Source organism: Paraburkholderia franconis (genome assembly GCF_009362735.1).
Classification (GTDB): domain Bacteria; phylum Pseudomonadota; class Gammaproteobacteria; order Burkholderiales; family Burkholderiaceae; genus Paraburkholderia; species Paraburkholderia franconis.
This window is the reverse complement of record NZ_WHNP01000037.1, coordinates 23,782-46,130: the sequence shown is the minus strand read 5'-3', so window position 1 is coordinate 46,130 and position 22,349 is coordinate 23,782. Positions and strand designations below refer to the sequence as shown.

The 22,349-nt window shown below is 63.0% G+C and carries 18 protein-coding genes; 14 read left to right on the top strand and 4 right to left on the bottom strand.

Annotated elements, in window-relative coordinates; genetic code table 11:
- The first annotated feature begins 65 nt into the window (after window positions 1-65).
- The 6 genes from GCT13_RS30415 (at window position 66) to GCT13_RS30390 (ending at window position 5,523) form a co-directional block, all read left to right on the top strand.
- Window positions 66-740, top strand: a complete 675-nt coding sequence (locus tag GCT13_RS30415) for a histidine phosphatase family protein (protein WP_152764446.1) — start codon at window positions 66-68, stop codon at window positions 738-740.
- Between the two features lie 24 nt (window positions 741-764).
- On the top strand, window positions 765-1,811 hold the full coding sequence (locus GCT13_RS30410) for a phosphotransferase (RefSeq protein ID WP_152764444.1): 1,047 nt from the start codon (window positions 765-767) through the stop codon (window positions 1,809-1,811).
- 51 nt (window positions 1,812-1,862) lie between these two features.
- The gene (locus tag GCT13_RS30405; RefSeq protein ID WP_152764442.1) at window positions 1,863-2,627 is read left to right on the top strand and encodes an SDR family oxidoreductase; all 765 of its coding nucleotides are present in this window, start codon (window positions 1,863-1,865) and stop codon (window positions 2,625-2,627) included.
- 31 nt (window positions 2,628-2,658) lie between these two features.
- Window positions 2,659-3,909: an acyl-CoA dehydrogenase family protein gene (locus tag GCT13_RS30400; protein ID WP_152764440.1), complete on the top strand. Its 1,251-nt coding sequence runs from the start codon at window positions 2,659-2,661 to the stop codon at window positions 3,907-3,909.
- Window positions 3,910-3,983: 74 nt separating this feature from the next.
- Window positions 3,984-4,913: a LysR family transcriptional regulator gene (locus GCT13_RS30395; protein ID WP_152764438.1), complete on the top strand. Its 930-nt coding sequence runs from the start codon at window positions 3,984-3,986 to the stop codon at window positions 4,911-4,913.
- Window positions 4,914-5,193: 280 nt separating this feature from the next.
- The gene (locus tag GCT13_RS30390; protein WP_152764436.1) at window positions 5,194-5,523 is read left to right on the top strand and encodes a hypothetical protein; all 330 of its coding nucleotides are present in this window, start codon (window positions 5,194-5,196) and stop codon (window positions 5,521-5,523) included.
- Window positions 5,524-6,527: 1,004 nt separating this feature from the next.
- On the opposite strand, the gene GCT13_RS30380 is transcribed toward GCT13_RS30390, so the two are convergent.
- Complete coding sequence (locus GCT13_RS30380; protein ID WP_152764432.1) at window positions 6,528-6,725, bottom strand: hypothetical protein; 198 nt, start codon at window positions 6,723-6,725, stop codon at window positions 6,528-6,530.
- Between the two features lie 930 nt (window positions 6,726-7,655).
- Between GCT13_RS30380 and GCT13_RS30375 the strand changes: the two genes are divergently transcribed.
- From GCT13_RS30375 to GCT13_RS30360, 4 genes are all read left to right on the top strand, one after another.
- Entirely contained in the window at window positions 7,656-7,937 is a 282-nt protein-coding gene (locus GCT13_RS30375; RefSeq protein ID WP_152764431.1) for a hypothetical protein, read from the top strand.
- 273 nt (window positions 7,938-8,210) lie between these two features.
- Window positions 8,211-11,669: an adenylate/guanylate cyclase domain-containing protein gene (locus tag GCT13_RS30370; RefSeq protein ID WP_152764428.1), complete on the top strand. Its 3,459-nt coding sequence runs from the start codon at window positions 8,211-8,213 to the stop codon at window positions 11,667-11,669.
- Between the two features lie 252 nt (window positions 11,670-11,921).
- Window positions 11,922-12,971 carry a patatin-like phospholipase family protein gene (locus GCT13_RS30365; protein ID WP_152764426.1) on the top strand — a complete coding sequence of 350 codons (1,050 nt, stop codon included), beginning with the start codon at window positions 11,922-11,924 and terminating at the stop codon, window positions 12,969-12,971.
- Window positions 12,972-13,062: 91 nt separating this feature from the next.
- The gene (locus GCT13_RS30360) at window positions 13,063-13,677 is read left to right on the top strand and encodes an HD domain-containing protein (RefSeq protein WP_152764424.1); all 615 of its coding nucleotides are present in this window, start codon (window positions 13,063-13,065) and stop codon (window positions 13,675-13,677) included.
- Window positions 13,678-13,854: 177 nt separating this feature from the next.
- On the opposite strand, the gene GCT13_RS30355 is transcribed toward GCT13_RS30360, so the two are convergent.
- Complete coding sequence (locus GCT13_RS30355) at window positions 13,855-15,840, bottom strand: CaiB/BaiF CoA-transferase family protein (RefSeq protein ID WP_152764422.1); 1,986 nt, start codon at window positions 15,838-15,840, stop codon at window positions 13,855-13,857.
- A gap of 175 nt (window positions 15,841-16,015) precedes the next feature.
- Between GCT13_RS30355 and gcvA the strand changes: the two genes are divergently transcribed.
- Entirely contained in the window at window positions 16,016-16,915 is a 900-nt protein-coding gene (gene gcvA / locus GCT13_RS30350) for a transcriptional regulator GcvA (protein WP_152764420.1), read from the top strand.
- A 41-nt stretch (window positions 16,916-16,956) separates the two neighbouring features.
- On the opposite strand, the gene GCT13_RS30345 is transcribed toward gcvA, so the two are convergent.
- Both GCT13_RS30345 and GCT13_RS30340 read right to left on the bottom strand, forming a co-directional pair.
- Window positions 16,957-17,760, bottom strand: coding sequence for an enoyl-CoA hydratase/isomerase family protein (locus GCT13_RS30345; RefSeq protein WP_152764419.1), 804 nt, complete (start codon window positions 17,758-17,760; stop codon window positions 16,957-16,959).
- A gap of 11 nt (window positions 17,761-17,771) precedes the next feature.
- Entirely contained in the window at window positions 17,772-18,539 is a 768-nt protein-coding gene (locus GCT13_RS30340) for an SDR family oxidoreductase (protein WP_152764417.1), read from the bottom strand.
- Between the two features lie 326 nt (window positions 18,540-18,865).
- Between GCT13_RS30340 and GCT13_RS30335 the strand changes: the two genes are divergently transcribed.
- From GCT13_RS30335 to GCT13_RS30325, 3 genes are all read left to right on the top strand, one after another.
- Entirely contained in the window at window positions 18,866-20,170 is a 1,305-nt protein-coding gene (locus tag GCT13_RS30335) for an MFS transporter (RefSeq protein ID WP_152764415.1), read from the top strand.
- A 60-nt stretch (window positions 20,171-20,230) separates the two neighbouring features.
- The gene (locus GCT13_RS30330; RefSeq protein ID WP_152764413.1) at window positions 20,231-21,403 is read left to right on the top strand and encodes a thiolase family protein; all 1,173 of its coding nucleotides are present in this window, start codon (window positions 20,231-20,233) and stop codon (window positions 21,401-21,403) included.
- 216 nt (window positions 21,404-21,619) lie between these two features.
- The gene (locus GCT13_RS30325) at window positions 21,620-22,321 is read left to right on the top strand and encodes a nitroreductase (protein WP_152764411.1); all 702 of its coding nucleotides are present in this window, start codon (window positions 21,620-21,622) and stop codon (window positions 22,319-22,321) included.
- Window positions 22,322-22,349: the final 28 nt, after the last annotated feature.

Sequence of the window (22,349 nt, the reverse complement as noted above, 5' to 3'; positions counted from 1 at the left end):
ATAAACTTCAGGAATGCACGACCCGCCGCTATGCTGGCCTCACCTTCTGCAAGGCGAAGCAAGCGATGGCGGAACTCTATCTGGTACGGCATGGCCAGGCGTCGCTGGGCGCGGACGACTACGACCGGCTCTCGGTGACTGGCGAACAGCAAGGCATCTGGCTCGGCGAATATTTCGCGCAGCGCGACATCGCGTTCGACCGCGTGATGTCGGGCACGCTGCGACGCCACGCGCAAACCGTCGACGCGATCTGGCGCGGGCTGGGCGCGCCGGCCGTCGAATGCGAAGTCCACCCTGGTCTCGACGAATACGATTTCCACGCGCTCTTTCGCGCGCTCGGCGAGCAGCACACCGATCTCGCCCGACGCGCGACCCGAAGCTCGCGCGATTTCTTCAAGGCGCTGCGGCAAGTGCTGCATCTGTGGGCGGAAGGCGCGCTCGATGACTGCGCGCCCGAAACGTGGAGTGCCTTCCAGCAGCGCGTCGCCGATGCCCGCGCTGCGATCCAGCACGGCGGCGGACAGCGCGTGCTGGTGATCAGCTCGGGCGGCGTGATCGCGGCGCTAACGCAGCAGATCCTGCACGCGCCCGCCGAGACGGCCATCGCGCTCAACATGCAGATCCGCAATAGCAGCGTCAGCCATTACTTCTTCAATCGCGAAACGCTGCAATTGTCGAGCTTCAACGGCATCGGCCATCTCGACGATCCGCAGCGCCGTGCTTTTCAAACCTACGGTTAGCCTACGAGCAACGCATCGAACGACATGACTCGCGATCGACACGACACCACGCTCGATATCGAGCGGCTTACGCACTATCTCGCGCAGCACATCGCGGGCTTTCGCGGCCCCATGTGCGCGACGAAATTCGCGGGCGGCCAGTCCAACCCGACCTGGCTCATCGAAGCGCAAGGCGAGCGCTATGTGCTGCGCCGGCAACCGCCGGGACAACTGCTCAAGTCGGCGCACGCCGTCGACCGCGAATATCGCGTGCTGCGCGCGCTCGCCGACACGCCCGTGCCCGTCGCGCGCGCGTTGCAACTGTGCGAGGACCGCGATGTGATCGGCAGCATGTTCTATCTGATGAGCTACGAGGAAGGCCGCATCTTCTGGAACCCCGCGCTGCCCGAAGTCGATCGCGACGCGCGGCGCGGCTACTACGCGGCGATCGTGCAGACGCTCGCAGCGCTGCACGACGTCGATCCGCAAGCGGTGGGGCTCGGTGACTACGGACGCGCCGGCAACTACTTCGAGCGTCAGATCGGCGTATGGACCAAGCAATATCGCGCCGCCGAAACGGAACGCATCGCGGCAATGGAAGCGCTGATCGACTGGCTACCCGCGCACTGTCCCGCGCAGGCACATGACAGACCCGATATGCAGCGCCCTTCCCTCGTTCACGGCGACTTTCGCATCGACAACCTGATCTTCGCGAACGACGCGCCACGCGTGCGCGCGATTCTCGACTGGGAGCTGTCAACGCTCGGTCATCCGCTTGCCGATCTCGCGTACTTCTGCATGTGCCTGCGCCTGCCGTCGGACGGTCATATTCCGGGGCTGCGCGGCCAGGACCGCGCGGCGCTCGGCGTGCCCGAAGAGGAAGAGATCGTCGCGCAATACTGCGCGCTGCGCGGCCTGCCCGCGATCGACAACTGGCCTTTCTTTCTCGCGTTCAGTTTCTTCCGGCTCGCTTCGATTGCGCAGGGCGTGAAGGCGCGCGCGCTGCAAGGCAATGCGTCGAGCGCGCAGGCACACGTCGTGGGCGCGATGGTCGAGCCGCTCGCGCAACTCGGCGCCGAGCTGATTTCCTAGCCGTTCATCGCATCCATCCCGTTCATCGATAAAGACATGAAGGAGACACCTATGAGCACAAACCTTTTCGACCTCACGGGCCGCATCGCGCTCGTCACGGGCGCAAGCCGCGGCATCGGCGAAGCGATCGCGAAGCTGCTCGCCGAACAGGGCGCGCATGTGATCGTATCGAGTCGCAAGATCGACGATTGCGAGCAGGTGGCGGCGAACATACGCGATGCAGGCGGCCGCGCCGAAGCGCTTGCGTGCCACGTCGGCCGCATGGAGGACATCGCCGCGACGTTCGCGCATATCCGCGAAAAACATGGGCGGCTCGATATTCTCGTGAACAACGCGGCGGCCAATCCGTACTTCGGGCACATCCTCGACACGGACCTCGCCGCTTACAACAAGACCGTCGAAGTGAACGTGCGCGGGTACTTCTTCATGTCGGTGGAAGCGGGCAAGCTGATGAGAGAGCAAGGACGCGGCGCGATCGTCAACACGGCGTCCGTCAACGCGTTGCAGCCCGGCGACATGCAAGGCATCTACTCGATCACGAAGGCGGCCGTCGTCAACATGACGAGAGCGTTCGCGAAGGAATGCGGGCCGCTCGGCATCCGCGTGAACGCGCTGCTGCCCGGCCTCACGAAAACGAAATTCGCGGGCGCGCTGTTCGAAAACAAGGACATCTACGACCACTGGATCAACAACATCCCGTTGCGCCGCCACGGCGAGCCGCACGAAATGGCGGGCACGGTGCTGTATCTCGTGTCCGACGCGGCGAGCTATACGAACGGCGAATGCATCGTCGTCGACGGCGGCCTGACGATCTAGCCCACACAAAGAAACGCAAAGGACACACATCATGAATTTCGGCTACAGCCCCAAGGTTGAGGACTTGCGCCGCCGCGTGCGCGCCTTCATGGACGAGCACATCGTGCCACGCCAGCGTCAATGGCTCGATGAAGTGCACGCGGGCCGCTATCCCGTCTCGTTCATCGAAGAGCTGAAGGCGAGAGCGAAAGCCGAAGGCCTGTGGAATCTGTTCCTGCCGCACCTGAAGGACGACGAGCCCGGCACGCGCCTGACGAACCTCGAATACGCGCCGCTCGCGGAGATCATGGGGCGCATTTCGTGGGCGCCCGAGGTCTTCAACTGCAACGCGCCCGACACCGGCAACATGGAACTGCTGCACATGTTCGCGACGCCCGTGCAACGCGAGCAGTGGCTCGTGCCGCTGCTCGAAGGCACGATCCGCTCCGCGTTCGCAATGACGGAGCCGGACGTGCCCTCGTCGGACGCGACGAACATCACGACGTCGATTCGCCGCGACGGCGACGACTACGTGATCAACGGACGCAAGTGGTTCATCACGAATGCCGCGCATCCGAACTGCAAGATCTTCATCGTGATGGGCAAGACCGATCCGGATGCGGAAAGCCATCGGCAGCAAAGCATGATTCTCGTGCCCGCCGACACACCGGGCGTCGAGGTCGTGCGCAACATTCCCGTGATGAACCATATCTCGCCGGAAGGACATTGCGAGGTCACGTTCACGAACGTGCGCGTCCCCGCATCGAATCTGCTCGGCGAAGAAGGCGGCGGCTTCGCGCTCGCGCAGGCGCGGCTCGGGCCAGGGCGCATTCATCACTGCATGCGCTCGATCGGCGCGGCGGAACTCGCGCTCGAACTGATGATCGAGCGCGCGCAGGAACGCAAGACGTTCGGCAAGTACCTGCATCAGCACGGCACGGTCGGCGAGTGGATCGCGAAGTCGCGCATCGAAATCGATCAGGCGCGGCTGCTCGTGCTGAAGACCGCGTGGCTCATCGACGAAGTGGGCGCGAAGGCGGCGCGCAAGGAAATCTCGATGATCAAGGCGCTGATTCCGCTGCTGCATACGACCGTCTGCGATCGCGCGATGCAGGTGTTCGGCGCGATGGGCGTGAGCCCCGATACGCCGCTCGCCGATCACTGGACCTGGGGCCGCGCGCTGCGTTACGCGGACGGTCCCGACGAAGTGCATCTGCAGGCCATCGCGCGCATGGAAATCAAGGCGAGCAAGGAGACGTTGGGCGCGTGCGCCGCGTATCTGAACGTGCCGCCGCGCGATTGACGTTTGCAGCGCTGCAAGAGGGCGCATCGCCGTCCACCCGTCGCTTATGATGTCGGGCGAAAGGAGACCGTGCGATGCGTCCACCGAAGCTCGATCTGAATCTGTTCGTCGTATTCGAAGCGATCTACGACAAGCGCAACCTGACGCGCGCAGCAGAGATGCTGTTCATCACGCAGCCCGCCGTCAGCAACGCGCTCGCGCGCATGCGCAAGGCGTTCGACGATCCCCTCTTCGTCAGCACGCCGTCGGGCATGGTGCCCACGCCGCTGTCGGAAAACATCATCGGCCGCGTGCGCGAAGCGCTGCAATTGCTGGAGACGACCGCGACGGAAGGCGACGTGTTCGTACCCGCGGCGTCCGAGCGCACGTTTCGCCTGAGCATGCCCGATCTGATGGAAGCGATCCTGCTGCCCGCGCTCGGCGAAGTGTTGCAGCAACAGGCGCCGGGCATGCGCATCGAAAGCTATTTCACGCCGCGTAGCGAAGTGGCGGCCGCCCTCGCGGCAGGCAAGATCGATTTCGCGATCGACGTGCCGCTCATCGACGATCCGCAACTCCATCAGTCGCCGCTCGGCAGCGACCGCTACGCATGCATGCTGCGCCACGATCATCCGTTTGCGGGCGACACGCTGACGATGGACGACTATCTTGCGCTCGGCCACATCCAGGTATCGAGCCGCCGCCAGGGCAGCGGGCTCGTCGACGCCGAGCTGCACAAGCTCGGCAAGCGCCGGCAGTTGCAGATGCGCGTGCAGCACTACATGGTCGCGCCGCTGATCGCGCTGCGCACCGATCTCGCACTCACCGCGCCCGTGCAACTGCTGCAGCGCTACGACGCGCGCATTCTCGAATTGCCGTTTCCGCTTGCGCAGCTCGAATGGCACATGTATTGGCATCGGAGCGGCGAGCAGGATCAGGCGAACCGCTGGGTGCGCGGCGAAGTGATCCGGCTGATGAACGAAATGCGCGAGCCGCCGCGCGAGTCACACGTACCCGCGCATTGAGATTCAGATCGGGCCACGCTTCCCGTTCCGCAAATAGTTTTATCGTTGTCGCCACATACGGCGTGCATGGGGACGCCTGCGTCGCAAGATGCGGCACAGTTTGTGCGGACCGGCATGACGCTGAAGAACGGCGAGTTATTCGAGGCTTGCGGACAGCGTTGTGCGCCGGTTTCACGCAGCCCGCATCGCACGCTATCGCGTTGCGCGGCGATCGACATCGCTGTCGGGAACTGTCTCCCGTTCTCCCGCTACGAAGGGAAGACGCGAGGACATTGCATTGATGATTTCCTTTGACGACATCGAGCGCATCGTGGATGCGCCGATGCACTCCTGGCCTGACGGCGCCGTCGTGTCGATCATCGCGATGGCCATTGCGCTCGCCGTTCAACGTATCGGCGCGCGTTTCGTGACGCGCATTGCGCGCCCCTATCCGCTCGCGACCATCGTGCTGGCTCATATCGACGTGCCCACGCGCGTGCTGCTGATGGTGCCAGGGCTCGAATTCGTGTTGCGGGAGGCGCCCGACATGCTGCGCTACATCGTCCCGTTGCGCGATTTCTCGCCGGTTCGCGGGGCCAGCCGCATATCCCACGTCGCCAGAAGAATTTAAACGGCAGCCTGCTGCTACGCTTCAAGCGTGCCGGATGTCACAGGGAGGCCGCGGCATCGGCTCTTCGTCAACGAATGCAGTACCGCACCTCACGGCAAACGCAAACGCTGATTGCCGGTTCGCAAAATGTCCCAGGTCACCAAGTGAGGTGAGCTCGCCATCTTCCTCGAGAATGGATACGCGCGCGACAAAAGTATTGCCGCTTCTTGCAACCGCCGGTTGTATCGCTACACCGTGGTGATAGAAGTGCATAACGTCTCCTGGTAGGGTTAAAGGTGCCGCCGCCACTCAAGTACAACGACATGCCAGCGCGATTGAAGCATCCCGGCGTGATACCAGTGTCCAACCACGAAGACGGCTGCGAATAGCAGGACCATCGAACCTGTCACCGTGGCTGCCACGGCGTACCTCCATTGTCATCTCCACTCAAACTCACGCCGTTCGGCCCAATGGCTTCGGCTGGCGGCTGCGGAACAGCCGCCAGCCGATGACGAACCAATGAAGTACACCTTATTAGAGCTCGCTCATGCAAATGGGTCGTCGGTTCCCGGCCGCTATTGCTTCGCGACCTGTAATCCGTGGTTCCGTGTGGTGCCGAACGAATCCGCAAGAGTCGCGCGGCTCACCTGCATGTCAGGTGCAGCCAGTCTGTCGCCCCCTCGGCAGCCGCGTTGCTCAAGTCGAAAAGGCGATCAAGGGTCGCCATCCGGATTGCGGCTACCTGTTGCTGGCTGAGCATCATGAAGCTCCTGGATGTAGCGATCCACACGCGGACACCGCACGCCTGAGACGCGCGTCCCACTGCGGATGGTGCACGCAAACCAATGATGCGCGCCGGAAGTGGCACGCACATGACGGGTGATTTTCAGCGGTCAAGCGAGATTGATTCGCTCGTCACCCATCTTCGGAACACATCACGCGTACGACGAACGGCGATACCCTGCCCCAAACGCCTTGCGAGATGATTCCCCGGATAGGTTGCCGGATCCGCGCGAGCTGAGTGCTTAGTGTTTTCGGGCAATGGCCTGGAGGACCGAAACCCCATGGAGTGTGAGACGGGGACGCTGCACTTCGGACGCCAATTTTTCCAGCACTACCAGTTGACGTTCCAGAAGCGTATCCAGTTCTTCGCGACTAAGGTCGATCTGTTCGGGCGCAGCCTTGACCAGCATGAGAGTAGCGAATTCGTGAGGGCTCAGCATGTTTGTCTCGCTCCGTATTATCTGGATTAAACGTTGCCTGCAAGCATTAATTACCCATGAACGCAAAGGCCGTTTGATATGTCGGTAGATTGTTCCAGTCTTTTATCGTCCGGCCTGCGACTTCGGTAGCTTCAGGCCGGGCTCCAAATGTTAAATCGGAATTCGGGACGGTTCCGCATGAAAATAATGCATTAGAACCACATCGTTGATAGAGCGTGTTTCGTCATACAAAGATCTGCCACAACCGCCTTCCTCGACGCGCCTTTCGCGTCGAGTGACCAGGAAACGCGAGAGACTCCCAAGGACATGTACGCTCATTCCCTACAACTCAATGAATTCCAGATTCAAAAGAGGCTTATTGATTTCGGTGCGATTTTTTGGCCTGAATTAATTCTTCCTTTTTAGAATTTTCGCGTAAAGCTCTCCTAACTTTAGTGTTCCAAATTTTCTCTGCGTCCAGGCCTCGCCGTATCAGTCTTTTCCAAACCGGTTCTGCCGCATCACGTCCCCACGAATCGCTCACTGAGTCGAGTCGCCACGCGCGGGCCAGACCAGCTCTGTTGGATCAGACCAGACAGCGAACCGGGCAGTGTTGGCTGGCAGCCGGACATCGTCACACCTCGGTTACGCCGGAAGAGGTTGCGGTCGAGCCCGAATCCTCTTTGTTTTTCCGGACTTACGATCGCTCTTGAGCCTCATGAATCCCGCTTGGCACAACCCGTGCATTTGCAGCGATGGACGCGACAACGACCGGTTCCGTGCTTTCGCCGCGGCGTCAGCAATATTGCCTGGATTCCAGCGATTGTTCGTTCAAGCCTCTCTGTCTGCGCGCGGCGGGCCTTTACATCATCCCATCAACGTTGAATAGCGCACCCCAATGATCCTGATCCGGTTACGTTCGGGCATTCAATTATTAATATAGGACTACCTATGAACACGAAATTTATCGCCACTCTGCTGATTGCAAGCTCCGCCTCGTTGGCCGCACCTGCCTTCGCAAGCGGCTATGGCCCGGCGCCATTCTATCGCCCCGATGACGGCGGACCTGCATCGCAACGCGGTCAAAGCGCTCAAACGTTGGCCGTGGAAGAAGCCCAGGCACGCATGATGGATGAACGCCATAGTGGTGTCGGCGGGGACGAGCCCGTCAGATACGAGTCGGCTGGCCCTTCCATGGCCGATAACACCAACCCGATGTATCGCGGCAATTGATCGGCCGGTCGCGGGGCGCAGGTCAGCCGGCGCCCCGCACTGCACCGCACTCGTCACTTCGCGCCCGGGTACCGACTGCCGACGCGCGCGCAAAACGTGACTTCTTTCCCTGCGATCCTCGCTCGATCGAAACACCGGCCTGCCGTTCATTCGGCACGATGGGCCCCGACGCTGACTGCACAGTCCACCGTGATTTGCAGTTCAACCGGGGTTTGCCGCAAACGGGCGAGGAGCATAAGCTTCAAATAATGGCGCTCGGCATGGGAAGGGAGTATGCGCTGCGCAAACTGCGGATTCGAAAACCTCACCGGGGCGCAATTCTGCGAAGCGTGCGGGGCCGTGCTGTCGCGCACGTGTCCGCGCTGCGGCCATGAGGCGAGTCCTTCGGCCAGATTCTGCAATGCATGCGGCACGCCGCTGACCGATGTATCCGCGACGCCTGTTCCGCGTCCGCAGTCTGTTTCGTCGCCGTTCCCGGCACCTATCCATTACACGCCGCACCACCTCGCCGAACGCATCCTGGCCGAGCAGGCAGCAATGGATGCGCGGGGCGAAACCGCCGGCGAGCGCAAGACCGTCACCGCGCTGTTCGCGGACATGGCCGGCTCCACCGCCTTGATCCACGACCTGGACCCGGAGGAGGCCCATCGCCTCATCGACCCCGTCGTCGCGCTGATGATGGAAGCCGTTCACTACTATGAAGGCTATGTGGCGAAGTCACTCGGCGACGGCATTCTCGCGCTGTTCGGCGCGCCGATTGCCCATGAGGACCATCCGCAGCGCGCACTCTTCGCGGCGCTGCGCATGCAGGCCGCGATGCACCGCCACGCCGACCGGGTCCGTCTGGAGAAAGGCATTCCGCTGCAGATCCGCGTCGGCGTCCATACGGGCGAAGTCGTCGTGCGTTCGATCCGCACAGACGACCTGCACACCGATTACGATCCCGTCGGGCACACGATCCACATTGCGTCGCGGATGGAGGGAATCGCCGCCCCCACGTCGATTCTGGTCAGCGAGTCCACCCACAAGCTGGCCGAAGGCTATTTCGAGTTCAAGTCATTGGGGGCCACCCAACTGAAGGGCATTCCCGCGCCACTATCGGTGTATGAAGTCCTCGGCCCCGGCGCGCTGCGCACGCGCCTGCAATTGGCGGCGCATCGGGGATTGGCCCGGTTCGTCGGCCGCGACGTCGAAATGGAGCACTTGAACAGGGCGCTTGAGATGACCCGGGAGGGGCGCGGACAGGTCGTCGGGGTAGTCGGTGAAGCAGGTGTCGGGAAGTCGCGGCTGTTCCATGAATTCAAGGAGCGTTCGCGACACGGCTGTCTGGTGCTCGAAACGTTCTCGGTATCGCACGGCAAGGCTTTTGCCAATTTGCCGCTGATCGAGCTCCTGAAGAACTATTTCCAGATCACCGCGCGTGACGACGAGCGCCGATGTCGCGAAAAAATGATGGGCAAGGCGCTCATACTCCAACGCAGCTTCGAGGGTCTCGTGCCTTACCTGCTCTTTCTGCTGGGCATCGGCGAACCCGGTTCGGCGCTGGAGGAGATGGACCCCAAGATCCGGCGGGACCGGACCTTCGACGCGATCACGCAACTCCTGGCGCGCGAGAGCCAGGACCAGCCGATCGAGCTGCTGTTCGAGGACCTGCAATGGCTGGACAGCGAAACGGAAGCCTTCCTCGCCTACCTGATCGAACGCGTGCCGAAAACGCGGATTCTGCTTCTCGTCAACTATCGGCCCGAGTACCGGCCCGGTTGGCAACACGAGAATCAATACACGCGGCTACGGCTCGAACCGCTTGGCCCCGCCGAGGCACAGGGACTGCTTGCGGCGCTGCTCGGCGATGACCCGGGCCTCGCGCCGCTCAAGCAGCTGATCCTTGAGAAGACGGAAGGCAATCCGTTCTTCATGGAGGAAGTGGTCCAGACGCTCGCGGAGGAAAAATCGCTGCTCGGCGAGCCGGGCCGCTACCGGATCGAGCGTCCCCCCGCGGCGTTGCACATTCCGACGACCGTCGAAGGCGTCCTCGCGGGCCGTATCGATCGGCTGCCCGTCGCCGAGAAAGAACTGCTGCAGACGCTCGCTGTGATCGGCAAGGAATTTTCGTTCAGCCTGGTGCGGCTCATCTGCGGCGACCAGATCGCCCGTGCGGACGACGATCTGCGCCAGCTGCTCTCCCATCTGGAGGCCGCAGAGTTCATTTACGAGCGGCCCGCGTTTCCGGAAGTGGATTATTCGTTCAAGCACGCTCTCACGCAGGAAGTTGCCGGGCACTCGCTGCTCACCGAGCGGCGCAGTGCGCTGCACGAGCGAACCGCGCAGGCGATCGAGGCGCTGTTTCCCGCCAGCATCGCCGATTACAGCAGCGAACTGGCGCACCACTACAGCTTGAGCGGAAACCTTCCGAAGGCCGTCGAGTATCTGCATCGCGCCGCGCAACTGGCGCTGCGCCATGCATCACATCTCGACGCGATGCATCACCTCGAAGCGGCGCTGACGTTGCTCGAGCGTCTGCCCGACACGCCGGAGCGCAGGCAAAGGGAACTGGCGCTGCGGCTCTCGCTGGGGCCGGCGTTGATGTCCGTGCGCGGCTACGGCTCGGCGGAAGTCGCTGCGGCCTATACTCGCGCGCTGGCGTTATGCGAGCAGACGGGCGACGCGGCGCAGCGCTTCGCGGCGCAACTGGGCCTGAGAATCCATTACATGACGCACGGGGAGTACGCGACGGCGCGCGAACTGGGCAAGCAGATGCTCGACGTGGCGCGGCGTGCAAAGGATCCCGCCCTGCTCGTCGAAGCGCATGGCGCACTCGGCGCGTGCCTGTTCCTGCAGGGGAACCTCGCCGACGCCCGCAACCATCATGAACAGGCGCTTGCGATCTACGATCCGGAGCAGCATCAGGCCCATGCGTTCGCGCACGGCGTAGACCCCGGCATCCGGGCGCTGAACTTCCTCACGCTGACCTTATGGCTTCAGGGATACCCCGACCAGGCCCGCAAGCGCTGCCAGGAGGTGCTTGCTCTTGCGCATAAGATCGCCCACGGCCCGAATCTGGCATTCGCCCTCGCCTACGCGGCCGAGTTGCATCAGCTTCGGCGTGAATCGTCGCTGGCCCGCGAGCATGCCGAAGCCGTCATCACGCTGTCGACCGAACAGGGGCTGCCCTACTGGCTCGCGTGGGGAACCATTTTCTGCGGCTGGGTGTTGAGCGAGCTGGGAAATATCCACGAGGGGATCGCCCAGATGCGGCGAGGCCTCGCCGCCGACCGCGCTGCCGGCGGCGAAGACCATCGCTCGTATTTTCTGGCGCTCCTCGCCGACAGCTACCGGCGCGCGGGTGACACGGCGAGCGGCATGGGGACACTCGAAGAGGCCATGGCGATCGTCGAAAAATCGGACGAGCATTGGTATGAGGCGGAACTGTATCGGCTCAAGGGCAGCCTGTTGCTCGGGGGCGAGAATGACGACGATCGCGCATCGGCTCGCCGCGACGAAGCCAAACACTGTTTTCGCAAGGCGCTCGACGTGTCTCGCCGTCTGGGCGCGAGATCGCTCGAGTTGCGCGCCGCGTCGAGCCTCGCCCGTCTGTGGCAAGACGAGGGCAAGGCGGACGACGCGCGGCGGGTGTTGTCCCAGGTGTACGACGGCTTGTCGGAGGGCTTCGACACCGCCGATATGCGAGAGGCCAAAGCATTGCTCGATGCACTGGCGCCGGGCACAGGATGATGGACCTGATCGGGCTGACCGGGCCTGATCGGGCCTTAATCGGGCCTTAATCGGGCCTTGACTGGGCCTTGACTGGGCCTTGACTGGGCCTTGATCGAACCTTGATCGAGCCTTGATCGAACCTTGATCGAGCCTTGATCGAGCCTTGATCGAGCCGATCTCGCCGGCTGTCGAGCGGCGCATCGGCGCGAGACCGGCTGACGCACCGCGCCGGATACGCAATACGTTCCGCAGCGATCGACGAGACAGAAAATGACGACGAAGAACACAAGAGCTCAAGGCGACGACGCGCGCAAGCCGGTCGCGCTGGCGTTGCAAGGCGGCGGGATGCACGGCGCGTATACGTGGGGCGTGCTCGACCGGCTGCTCGAAGACGACCGTCTGACGATCGAGGGCGTGAGCGCGACCAGCGCCGGCGCGATGAACGCCACCGTGCTCGCGTACGGGTTGTCGAAAGGCGGCGCGGACGGTGCGCGCCAGGCGCTGCACGACTTCTGGCGCGCCGTCTCGCATTCCGCCGACCGCTACAACCCGCTGCGCTGGATGCCCTGGCTGAAAGGGACGCACAGCTTCGGGCTCGATCATTCGCCGCTCTACGCGTTTGCCGACATGATGCTGCGCGTCTTCTCGCCCTACCAGTTCAATCCAAACAATCTGAATCCGCTGCGCGAGGTGCTCGAAAACCAGGTCGACTTCGCCGCGTTGCGCAAGCACTGCCCCATCCGTCTCTTCCTGTGTGCGACCAACGTGGAGACGGGGAAGATCCGCCTCTTCACGGGCGACGACGTCTGTGTGGACGCGGTGCTCGCGTCCGCGTGCGTGCCGACGCTGTTCCAGGCGATCACCATCGACGGCGAGCACTACTGGGACGGCGGCTACATGGGCAACCCGGCCATCTATCCGCTGATTTACAACTGCAATACGCGTGACATCGTGATCGTCCACATCAATCCGCTCGTTCGCCGGGGCGTGCCGATCTCGGCCGCTGAGATTCTCAATCGCATCAACGAAATCAGCTTCAACTCGTCGCTGATGCGTGAAATGCGAGCGATCGCGTTCGTGACCGAACTGATCCAGCAGGGCAAGATCGAGCGCGGCGAGATGAAGGAAATGCTGATCCATTCCATTCGATCCGACGACGCGATGTGCACGCTGAGCGTGTCCAGCAAGTACAACGCCGATTGGGATTTCCTGTGCGGGCTGCACGACAAGGGGCGGCACGAGGCGGATATGTGGCTCGTGCATCACTACCGCAACATCGGGCAACGATCGAGCATCGACATTCGCAGGGAGTTTCTTTGAACATCGCGACGCTCCGGCCGCCGGACAGCGACGCCGCGTTGCGTGCCGCGCCGGACGAGTGCACATCGGCACATGACGGGAATCGAACGCAATGACGCAGACTCAGGCGCGCTTCATCGCATTGTGGTTACGCAGCGGCGGCATGCGTGCCGAGGCCGTTTGCGCCGACCTCGCGCAGCGCTATGCGGAACCGGCACGTCAATACCACACGCTGCTGCATGTGCGCCGCTGCTTGCGCGATTTCGACCGGGCGCGCGACGAGATTCCGCATCCCGATGCCGTCGAGCTTGCAGTGTGGTGCCACGACGTGATCTACGCGCCCGGCGCGCGCGACAACGAGCAACGCAGCGCGAACTGGTTCCGGCAATGGGCGGACGGCCGTATCGCGGCGTGTGAGCACATCTGCGACATGATCCTCGCGACGCGGCATACGAACGTGCCGCCCGGACTGGACGAACGTTTCGCGTGCGATATCGACCTTGCCGTGCTCGGCGCTTCGCGCGGCCTTTTTCGTCGGGACGGGGAACGCCTGCGTGCCGAGCGGCCGGACCTCGATGACCGTGCATACGACCTGCACGAACGGACCATCCTGGGCGACCTGCTGGCGCGTCCCCGCATCTATCTCACGGACTTTTTTCACGCTCGCTGCGAAACGCGCGCGCGCAGCAATCTGACGTGGCGGCTGGACCTGCCGATGCGGCGATGAACCAGCGATCACCGCACCGACGTACCTTGTCGATGTTCAGTTCGTCGACGGGCATCCGCGCGACAGTCGACCACGTGCCTGCAGACAAAGAGCGGCACGGCAAGCTGCATTGCGGCACATGTACGTTGTCACGCATTGGATACGCAAATCAGGTCAGCGATTCGTGTCATGGAGAACTTACGTCAGGCTCACGCATGCGGCCGATACCATCGGGGAGCGTGGTTCGCCCGGTACGTTGCAAATGCGGGCCGGCGTAGCTGAAAGCCGGTACGGCACCCTTAAGACCGGCCAGAAGGTGCCCTTGGCGTCGCGCGCTACGCTCAGCACATCCGCGAGAAAATCGCTGTCCGCGATGAGTTCGTGCACACGCGCGATCGGCACAGCGCGTACGCCGGCGTCGGCCAGCGCAGCAACGGCGGACGTTCGTGTCAGCGAAGCGCATCGCGCCCGCGTCGCGCACTCGACGAGCGCATCCGCCGAAAGACGCTCGTCGCTGTCGAGCCACACATGGCCGTCGATACACAAGACGACGACTCCCGCAGGCGCGGGATTACCCGACGCAAACAGCGCGCACCACGCGGCTACGTCCTGCATCGAAATTTCAACGAACGTCCCCGCCTGTCGCGAAGGCCCGGCGAGATTCGCGACGATGGCGAAGAGCGCCGCCTGTCCGCCGAGAATATCGGCGCCAGACGCGCCCAGCTTGACGGGCTCGCCGTTGCTGCGCGTCAGATCCATCAGACCGCTCATGGCCTGAATGACGGTATCGAAGGCGGGCCTTGCAGGATACGCGGACCGGATGCCGAAGCCAGAGATCGAGCAATAGATCAGACGCGGATTGATCTCGCCGAGCGCCTCGCGTCCGAAGCCCAGCTTTGCGAGCGCGCCCGGCCGCAGGTTTTCGACGAGCACGTCCGCGTCGGCAAGCAGTGTGCGCAGATACGCGCGATCCGCTTCCTGCTTCAGATCGAGCGAAATGGTCTGCTTGTCCGTATTGTTGAGCGCGAAAAAATAGCTGGTGCCGGCCTGCCCCGGTGTCCACGATCGTGCGACTTCGCCATCGGGCGGCTCGATTTTCACGACTTGCGCGCCGAGCGCCGCCAGATGCTTGCCGACGAGCGGCGCCGTCGTGTACTGCCCGATCTCGACGACCTTGATTCCCGTTAGCGGGCCGACATGGGGCGCGAGAGCGTCGCTATCGACGGTTGTCCGCGACATGGCATGCGCGTTATCCGCGAGCCGCGACACGCCGAACACCGACACGTGCCCGTACGTCTCGCGATCGATACCTCCGGCGTCGATCTGTCTTGCCGCATCTGCGTGGCGCATGCGGAAATTCGGCTCGGCGGAAAGACCCTTGACCGTCACGATGGGTCCCGCCGCGACGCCGATGCGCTCGCAGAGTGCCGAGCATTCGTCAGTGTTCAGCGTCGCCGTCCACGTTTCGATCAGCCGATCGAGTTCGTCGACATTGCGCACGCGGTCGCGCAACGTGGCAAAGCGAGGCGCGTCGAGTCGCGGCACGCCAGCCACGCGCCTGATCTTTCGCCATTGCTCTTCCGTGCTGGTGCAGATGAGTATCCAGCCATCGCGCGTCCTGTACGCGTTCCACGGCGCGCATGCGGGATGCCGGTTGCCGACCCGGCCAGCCGCGGCCCCTGCGAAGGCCGCCGGTAGAAAGGTCGTCAGTGCGCTTGCCGCGCAGCCGAAGAGCGTGACATCGATGTTCTGCACGATCCCGCGCAGACGCTTCACCCGCAGCGCCGCTGCAATCGCAGCGGACGCGTACAGAGCCGCCGAAATCTCCGCGAACGGGACGCCGATCCGTACCGGCTCGCCGTTCGCGAAGCCCGTCGTATCCATCAGGCCGCTGATCGCCTGAACCTGCGCGTCGGACCAGGCCGTGCCCGCGCGCGAGGCTTGTGGTCCCATTGCAGTGATGTCGCACACGATGTACTTGCCCGCAGCCTTCAACTCCGCAATGGCGCTTCTCTGCGCGGCCGTGCACACGTCCGACGAAACGATGATCACGTCGTGCGCGAAGTCATCGGGCGATGCCGCTTCAGCAACGGAGATTCGGGCCCCGGCGCGCTCGATGAGCGTGGCGCAGAGTCTCACTGCATGGCTCGCGCCCCAGGCCAGAACTCGCACATCATCCAACATGGTTGTCTCCGGGAGTCTCACTGATTGTCTTTGAAGCAACGATACGGCGCGAAGAAGCCGCCGACAAACGACATTTCTTTCGCACTCGATTGAGAATTGCTGAAGCGAACGCGTGCGCCCGTACCGTGCGGATTCCCCAGGTCGCGCTACGCGGCGCGCGTGCTAACATTTTTCGATGCGAACCCTTCCGTCACTCAACGCGCTGCGAGCCTTCGAGGTATGCGGGCGCCTGCTCAGCGTGCAGCTCGCCGCAAATGAACTCAACGTCACGCCCGCCGCCGTCAGCCGGCAGATCAAGCTGCTCGAAGACCAGCTCGGCGTACAGCTGTTCGAGCGCGGCCATCGCGCCATCGCGTTGACGCCGATGGGGGAACGCTATCTCGCCGATGTCGCGCGCGGTTTCGAAACCATGCGCACCGCGACGATCAATCTCACGGAAGCGCGGCGCCGCCGCACACTCAAGATTCGCGGCTATACGACGTTCTCGATGAACTGGCTGTTGCCACGCCTGTCGACGTTTCACCGCGAGCATCCGGACATCGAAGTCAGCCTCACGACGTCGCTGCAGCCCGTCGACTTCAATACGGAGGACGTCGACGCGGCAATCCGCCTCTCGCATGCACCCTCGTCCGATATCGGCTCCGACCGGCTCGTGCCGAACGAACTGGTGCCCGTGTGCAGCCCCGAGTTCCTGCGCGCGCATCCCGACCTGAATGACGCAACGCCCGGGAGCCTGCGCGGCGTGCCACTGCTGCATTCGATGGCGCGCCGCGAGGACTGGGCCAAATGGCTCGACGCCGCGGGCGTGCGCGGCGTCAATCCGTTAAGCGGGCTCAGCTACGAAAGCTCGGTCCTTGCCTATTTCGCGGCAACGCAAGGACATGGCATCGCGATGGCGCAGCGCGTGCTCGTCGCCGATCAGCTGCGCGACGGCACGCTCGTGACGCCGTTTTCGTTCGTGCTCGATCAGGGCGCGTTCACGTACTACCTCGTCTACCCGCGCGAGCATCTGTCGAAACCCGAGCTGGCGGCATTCCGCAACTGGCTTCTGTCGATCGGCGATGCACGAGGCTGACCCGCTTGAGCGCCGTTTAACGCCCCACGCTTTAACGCCCTCTACCGCCCTTTGAATTGAGGCTTGCGCTTCTCGGCGAACGCCTTGCGGCCTTCGACGCGATCTTCCGAGTCGCGCATCGCGCCCCACGCCAGCTCCGTGAATTCGAGCGCCTGCGTGAGCGGCACGTTGCTGCTCGTCTGCGCCACCTTCTTGATCATCTGCACTGCGAGCGGGCCGTTCGCCGCGATCGTGCCCGCGAGTTCGAGCGCCTTGTCGATCAGCGCTTCGGGCTCGACGACGTCGGATATCAGACCCACCCGCTCCGCGTACGACGCATCGATCTTGCCGCCCGTCAGCAGCATCTTCATCGCGATCGCTGACGGCACCGCTTTTTGCAGCGCCTGAATGCCACACACGGCCGGGATGCTCGCGACGACGGCTTCGGGCAAGCCAAACACCGCATTGTTCGAGGCGATCCGCAAGTCGCACTGCAACGCAAGCTCGAGCCCGCCGCCAAGACAATAGCCATTGATCGCCGCGATCATCGGCTTGAAAACGCGCAGCGAACTCAGATCCATCAACCGCACATAGATACCCTCGGCTGCCGCGCGGTCGATCGACCGGACGAACGACGACCCGAAGTTCGTCGAAGGCGGCACGGTGTTCTTCAGATCGGCGCCGACGCAAAACGATTTGCGTCCCGCGCCCGTGAGCACGATCACTCGCACGTCATCGTCGTCGCGCGCGGCGCAAAGTGTGGCACGCAGCGCTTCGAGGCTATCGAGGTCGAGCGCATTGAGCGCCTCGGGGCGGTCAAGTCTGATGACGGCCACATGGTCCGACACGCTGTAGTGAACTGTCATGGCATCCTCCGTCACACGCTCGGCGACGACAGCGACCGGCCGCCGCACACGTAGAGCATCTGCCCCGTGATGTACGAGGCTTCCCGTTGCGCGAAGAACAGCACCGCCTGTGCGATGTCGGCCGGTGTGCCGATGCGCTGCACGGGCACGGACTTCTTGAGCCGCTCCTGAAGATCGGGATCGAACGTGCGAAAGAGCGGCGTATCGACGATTCCCGGCGCAATCGCGTTCACGGTGATGCCGGCACTGGCCCATTCGAGCGCGAGGCTGCGCGTGAGGCTCACCACGCCGCCCTTTGCCGCCGAGTAGTTCGACTGCCCGACGCCGCCCAACCATGCACGCGACGAGATGTTGACGATGCGCCCATAGCGCGCGGGGATCATGTGCGCGAGCACCGCGCGGCAGCACAGGAACTGCGACTTCAGATTCACGTCAATGACGGCATCCCAGTCGTCATCGCTCATCTTCGTGATGCGCTTGTCGCGCACGATGCCCGCATTGTTCACCAGCACGTCGATCCGGCCGAAACGCTCGATCACGGCGTCCACCGCCTGGTTCACGGATTCGCCCTTCGTGACATCGACAGGCAAGCCGATCACGTCCGCGCCGGAAGCGGCCAGCGTGCTTGCCGCGTGATCGAGCGCCGCGCGGTCGAGATCGAAAAGCGCAACGCGCCGGCCGTCGCGGGCCAGCGCCGCAGCGATGCCAAGCCCGATGCCCTTCGCGCCGCCCGTGACGATTGCGACCTCCGTGGCGTGGTTGTGGGGTGAAGCAGTCATGTGATGTCTCCGTGAATTGGAAAGCCTGTGCATCTCATGCTAGGGCGCTACACCACACACGCTCAAACGACATTTTTCGCGGCTTCGATTGACTTTGCGTCAATTGAAAACGCTCACCCGCGCACGTCGGCGGCCCGCTGGTTCACTACAAAAAATCTCAATCGAGAGCGCAAAAAATGTCGTTTGCGCGGCGCCGCTCGCAAAACCTACGATCGGTTCATGTGCCAGGCCGGATAACCGGTCTGCACTGCTAAAGCGCAGAGCCAGGCACTCACTGCATGCGTCGCGTAGCCGGCGCATTCGTCACAAAGAGACACGGAGACATCATGGATACCGCCCTTCCGAACGTTGCCGACGCAGCGGCGACACCGTTCACGCGCGCCCAGCGCAAGGCCATCGTAGCGGCGACACTCGGCACGATCGTCGAGTTCACCGACTGGCTCATCTACGCGACCTTCGCGCCGCTCTTCTCCCGACATTTCTTTCCGGCCCACAACGATCGTGTCTCGCTGCTCTCCGCGTTTGCCGTGTTCGCGGTCGGCTTCGTGATGCGGCCGGTCGGCGGCGCGCTGCTCGGCGCATTCGCCGACCGGCGCGGACGCAAGAACGGTCTCACGTTGTCGGTAGCGCTGATGGCCGGCAGCTCGCTCGTGATCGCGCTATGTCCCGGCTACCAAACCATCGGCATGGCGGCGCCACTCGTGCTCGTTCTCGCGCGGCTCGTCCAGGGCTTCGCGGCGGGCGGCGAATTCGGCTCCGCATCGACGTTTCTGATCGAATCGTCTGCGCCGTCACGGCGGGGCTTCGCGGGCTCGTGGCAGCACTTCGCTGTCAATGCGGGCGTGCTCGTCGCTGCGTCGATCGGCTCCGTCCTCACTTCGATGATCGATCCCGCCGGCATGGCGAACTGGGGCTGGCGAATCGCCTTCGCGATCGCGGGACTGCTCGGGTTCGTCGCGCTGTGGGTCCGGCTCGCCGTCGCCGAAACCGACGCATTCAAGCGAACCACGCAAGCTCATCGACGCGAGCGGCATCCCATCCTCGTGATCGTCGGCGAGCACCGCCGCGCGGCACTGCGCGTGATCGGCATCGCGATGGCGGGCAATCTCTGCAACTATCTCTGGCTCGTACTGTTCCCGACGCTAGCTCACCTGCGCACGGGCCTGCCGCTGCATGACGCGTTCGGCGCAAGCGTGATTTCGATCGTGGTTTCGCTCATCGCGATTCCGTTTATCGGCATGTTGTCGGATCGCATCGGCCGCAAGCCGGTACTGCTCGCGTTCGCGGGCGGCTCCGCGCTGTTCGCATGGCCAGCCCTTCACTTTTTGGCCAATGACTTCTGGAGCGCGACGGTGATCGCGACGATCGGCATGCTGCTTTCGTCGGGCTTCGCCGCAACCTGTGCTTCCGTCATGGCCGAGCAGTTCCCTGTACAGGTACGCGCCACCGGCGTGGCGCTGCCTTACGCTGTATCGGCAGCGCTGTTCGGCGGCACGCTGCCCTACATCGTGACCGCGATGTCGAATTCCGGTCTGTCGCAATACCTGTGGGTCTACGTGGCAGCCGTATGTGCGATCGGCTTCGTCGTCTACGCGCGCATGCCGGAGACGCGCGGAAAGATTCTCGACTAAGCGCGATGCGCGGGACACCGTCATCGCAACACATTCAGATGTTGATCATTGGAGGCAGTAATGCGCAAAGTGGTAATCGGTGGCGTCGGCATGACGTCCTTTGGCAAGTTTCTCGAACGCTATCTCAAGTCGCTCGCTGAGGAAGCGGTGTCGCTCGCACTGAAGGATGCCGGCGTCACCGCGAACGACGTCGAGCGCGTGTTTTTCGGCAACGCGGCGGCAGGCGTCGTGACGGGACAGGAGATGATTCGCGCTCAATCGTCGTTGCGCAATACGGGGCTCGACGGCAAGCCGATGTACAACATCGAGAACGCATGCGCGTCCGGCAGTTCGGCGCTGAATCTCGCGTGGCTCTCGGTTGCATCGGGACAGTGCGAAACGGCGCTCGCCGTCGGCGTCGAGAAGCTCACGCACGAGGACAAGGCGGTCTCATTCGGGGCGTTCGCGAAGGCTGTCGATCTCGAAGAGCCGCTGCCCGAAGGCGTGACGACGGGCACAGGTTCGCTCTTCATGGATCTCTACGCCGCAAAAGCGCGCAAATGGATGGAAGAAACGGGCGCCGACGCAAGCGACTTCGCGCGCGTGGTGGTCAAGAGCCGCCACGCGGGTTCGTTGAATCCGCATGCGCAGTTCCGCAACGAAACGAGCGTTGAAAAAGTACTGGCGAGCCGGATGGTCAGCGACCCGCTGACGCTATTCATGTGTTCGTCGATCGGCGACGGCGGCGCGGCCGTGTTCATCTGCTCGGAGCACTACGCAGCAACGCGCGACATTCGTCCTGTGTTCATTCGCGCAAGTTCCATCGTATCCGCGAAGGCCGACGGGTCGGACGAACTCGTCGCGGTCCGCGCGGCAAAGGCCGCCTATGAAGAAGCGGGCATCGGTCCGTCAGACATACACGTCGTCGAATTGCACGATGCGTCCGCGCCCGCTGAACTCATCCACTACGAAAACCTCGGCCTGTGCGCGCCCGGCGATGCGCCAGGGCTGATCCGCTCCGGCGATACGGGTATCGGCGGCCGCGTGTCGGTCAATCCTAGTGGTGGCCTGCTGTCGCGTGGCCATCCCGTCGGCGCGACGGGCGTTGCGCAGATCGTCGAGCTTACACAGCAGTTGCGCGGCACAGCAGGCGCGCGGCAACGCCCTGGCGCGAAGGTGGCGCTTGCCGAAAACAACGGCGGCCAACTGGCCGGCGATTCCGCTGTGGCACTCGTCACCATTCTGTCCACCTGAACGGGAAGGCTCGCGCGCACGAGCGAGCCGTAAGCAGGCTCCCGTGCTCTCATTGCGGCGAGCAGCCCGGTCTATCGGCGGCGGTTGTCGAGCAGTTCGGCCGCATCACGTTACATCTGCCCCTGCCGCATTCATTTCTGGCTTGCACAGATTTCACCGCGATCGATGCATTCGATATGTCATCATCGCGATGAACCTGGCAAGCACGATCTACTCATGAAACTCGACCGCCACTCTCATCCGAATGCATCCATCGTCGACGCAGTCATCAGATCGCGTCGCGCTGTCAGATGCTTCAGACCGGATGCCATTCCACGTCACGTTATCGAACAGATTCTCGATGTCGCACGATCCGCGCCCAGCAATTCGAATACACAGCCCTGGCGGGTCTATGTATTGGCGGGAGAAGACAAGCTGTCGCTTAGCGACGCATTGAGGCGAGCCCAAATTGAAGATCGCCATCCGCCATTGCGGCACTTGCCCGACCCGTTGCCCGAAGCCATGCGAACGAGGCAGGAAGCGTTTGGCGCGACATATTACGGCGCGCTAGGGATTTCGAAGACGGACATCCACGAACGTGCTCGTGCAACGGCAAGGAACTTCGATTTCTTCGGCGCGCCCGTCGGCCTGATATTTGCCGTCGATTCTTCTCTAAGCAAGTACAGCTGGCTCGACTGCGGCATCTTTATTCAAACCGTGATGATTGCGGCGAGCGCCGTCGGTTTGAATACGTGTCCGCAGGTCTCATTCGCGCGCTATCAGGACATCATATCGACGCACTTGGGATTTCCTGCGGACTTCGACGTTGTCTGCGGTATGAGTCTTGGATTCGCGGACGAGAACTCGGCGCTAAATAGTCTCGATATGGCGCGTGAGCCTGTTCAAGGCTTTTCCAGTTTCCTCGGATTCGATTCCTGACCGATTGAATACGGCAGACGACACGGCG

What these genes read in the sequence shown, in the direction of transcription:
- GCT13_RS30415 (WP_152764446.1), top strand. Translation starts at nt 66, where the DNA reads ATGGCGGAACTCTATCTGGTACGGCATGGCCAGGCGTCGCTGGGCGCG.
- GCT13_RS30410 (WP_152764444.1), top strand. Translation starts at nt 765, where the DNA reads ATGACTCGCGATCGACACGACACCACGCTCGATATCGAGCGGCTTACG.
- GCT13_RS30405 (WP_152764442.1), top strand. Translation starts at nt 1,863, where the DNA reads ATGAGCACAAACCTTTTCGACCTCACGGGCCGCATCGCGCTCGTCACG.
- GCT13_RS30400 (WP_152764440.1), top strand. Translation starts at nt 2,659, where the DNA reads ATGAATTTCGGCTACAGCCCCAAGGTTGAGGACTTGCGCCGCCGCGTG.
- GCT13_RS30395 (WP_152764438.1), top strand. Translation starts at nt 3,984, where the DNA reads ATGCGTCCACCGAAGCTCGATCTGAATCTGTTCGTCGTATTCGAAGCG.
- GCT13_RS30390 (WP_152764436.1), top strand. Translation starts at nt 5,194, where the DNA reads ATGATTTCCTTTGACGACATCGAGCGCATCGTGGATGCGCCGATGCAC.
- GCT13_RS30380 (WP_152764432.1), bottom strand. Translation starts at nt 6,725, where the DNA reads ATGCTGAGCCCTCACGAATTCGCTACTCTCATGCTGGTCAAGGCTGCG.
- GCT13_RS30375 (WP_152764431.1), top strand. Translation starts at nt 7,656, where the DNA reads ATGAACACGAAATTTATCGCCACTCTGCTGATTGCAAGCTCCGCCTCG.
- GCT13_RS30370 (WP_152764428.1), top strand. Translation starts at nt 8,211, where the DNA reads ATGCGCTGCGCAAACTGCGGATTCGAAAACCTCACCGGGGCGCAATTC.
- GCT13_RS30365 (WP_152764426.1), top strand. Translation starts at nt 11,922, where the DNA reads ATGACGACGAAGAACACAAGAGCTCAAGGCGACGACGCGCGCAAGCCG.
- GCT13_RS30360 (WP_152764424.1), top strand. Translation starts at nt 13,063, where the DNA reads ATGACGCAGACTCAGGCGCGCTTCATCGCATTGTGGTTACGCAGCGGC.
- GCT13_RS30355 (WP_152764422.1), bottom strand. Translation starts at nt 15,840, where the DNA reads ATGTTGGATGATGTGCGAGTTCTGGCCTGGGGCGCGAGCCATGCAGTG.
- gcvA (WP_152764420.1), top strand. Translation starts at nt 16,016, where the DNA reads ATGCGAACCCTTCCGTCACTCAACGCGCTGCGAGCCTTCGAGGTATGC.
- GCT13_RS30345 (WP_152764419.1), bottom strand. Translation starts at nt 17,760, where the DNA reads ATGACAGTTCACTACAGCGTGTCGGACCATGTGGCCGTCATCAGACTT.
- GCT13_RS30340 (WP_152764417.1), bottom strand. Translation starts at nt 18,539, where the DNA reads ATGACTGCTTCACCCCACAACCACGCCACGGAGGTCGCAATCGTCACG.
- GCT13_RS30335 (WP_152764415.1), top strand. Translation starts at nt 18,866, where the DNA reads ATGGATACCGCCCTTCCGAACGTTGCCGACGCAGCGGCGACACCGTTC.
- GCT13_RS30330 (WP_152764413.1), top strand. Translation starts at nt 20,231, where the DNA reads ATGCGCAAAGTGGTAATCGGTGGCGTCGGCATGACGTCCTTTGGCAAG.
- GCT13_RS30325 (WP_152764411.1), top strand. Translation starts at nt 21,620, where the DNA reads ATGAAACTCGACCGCCACTCTCATCCGAATGCATCCATCGTCGACGCA.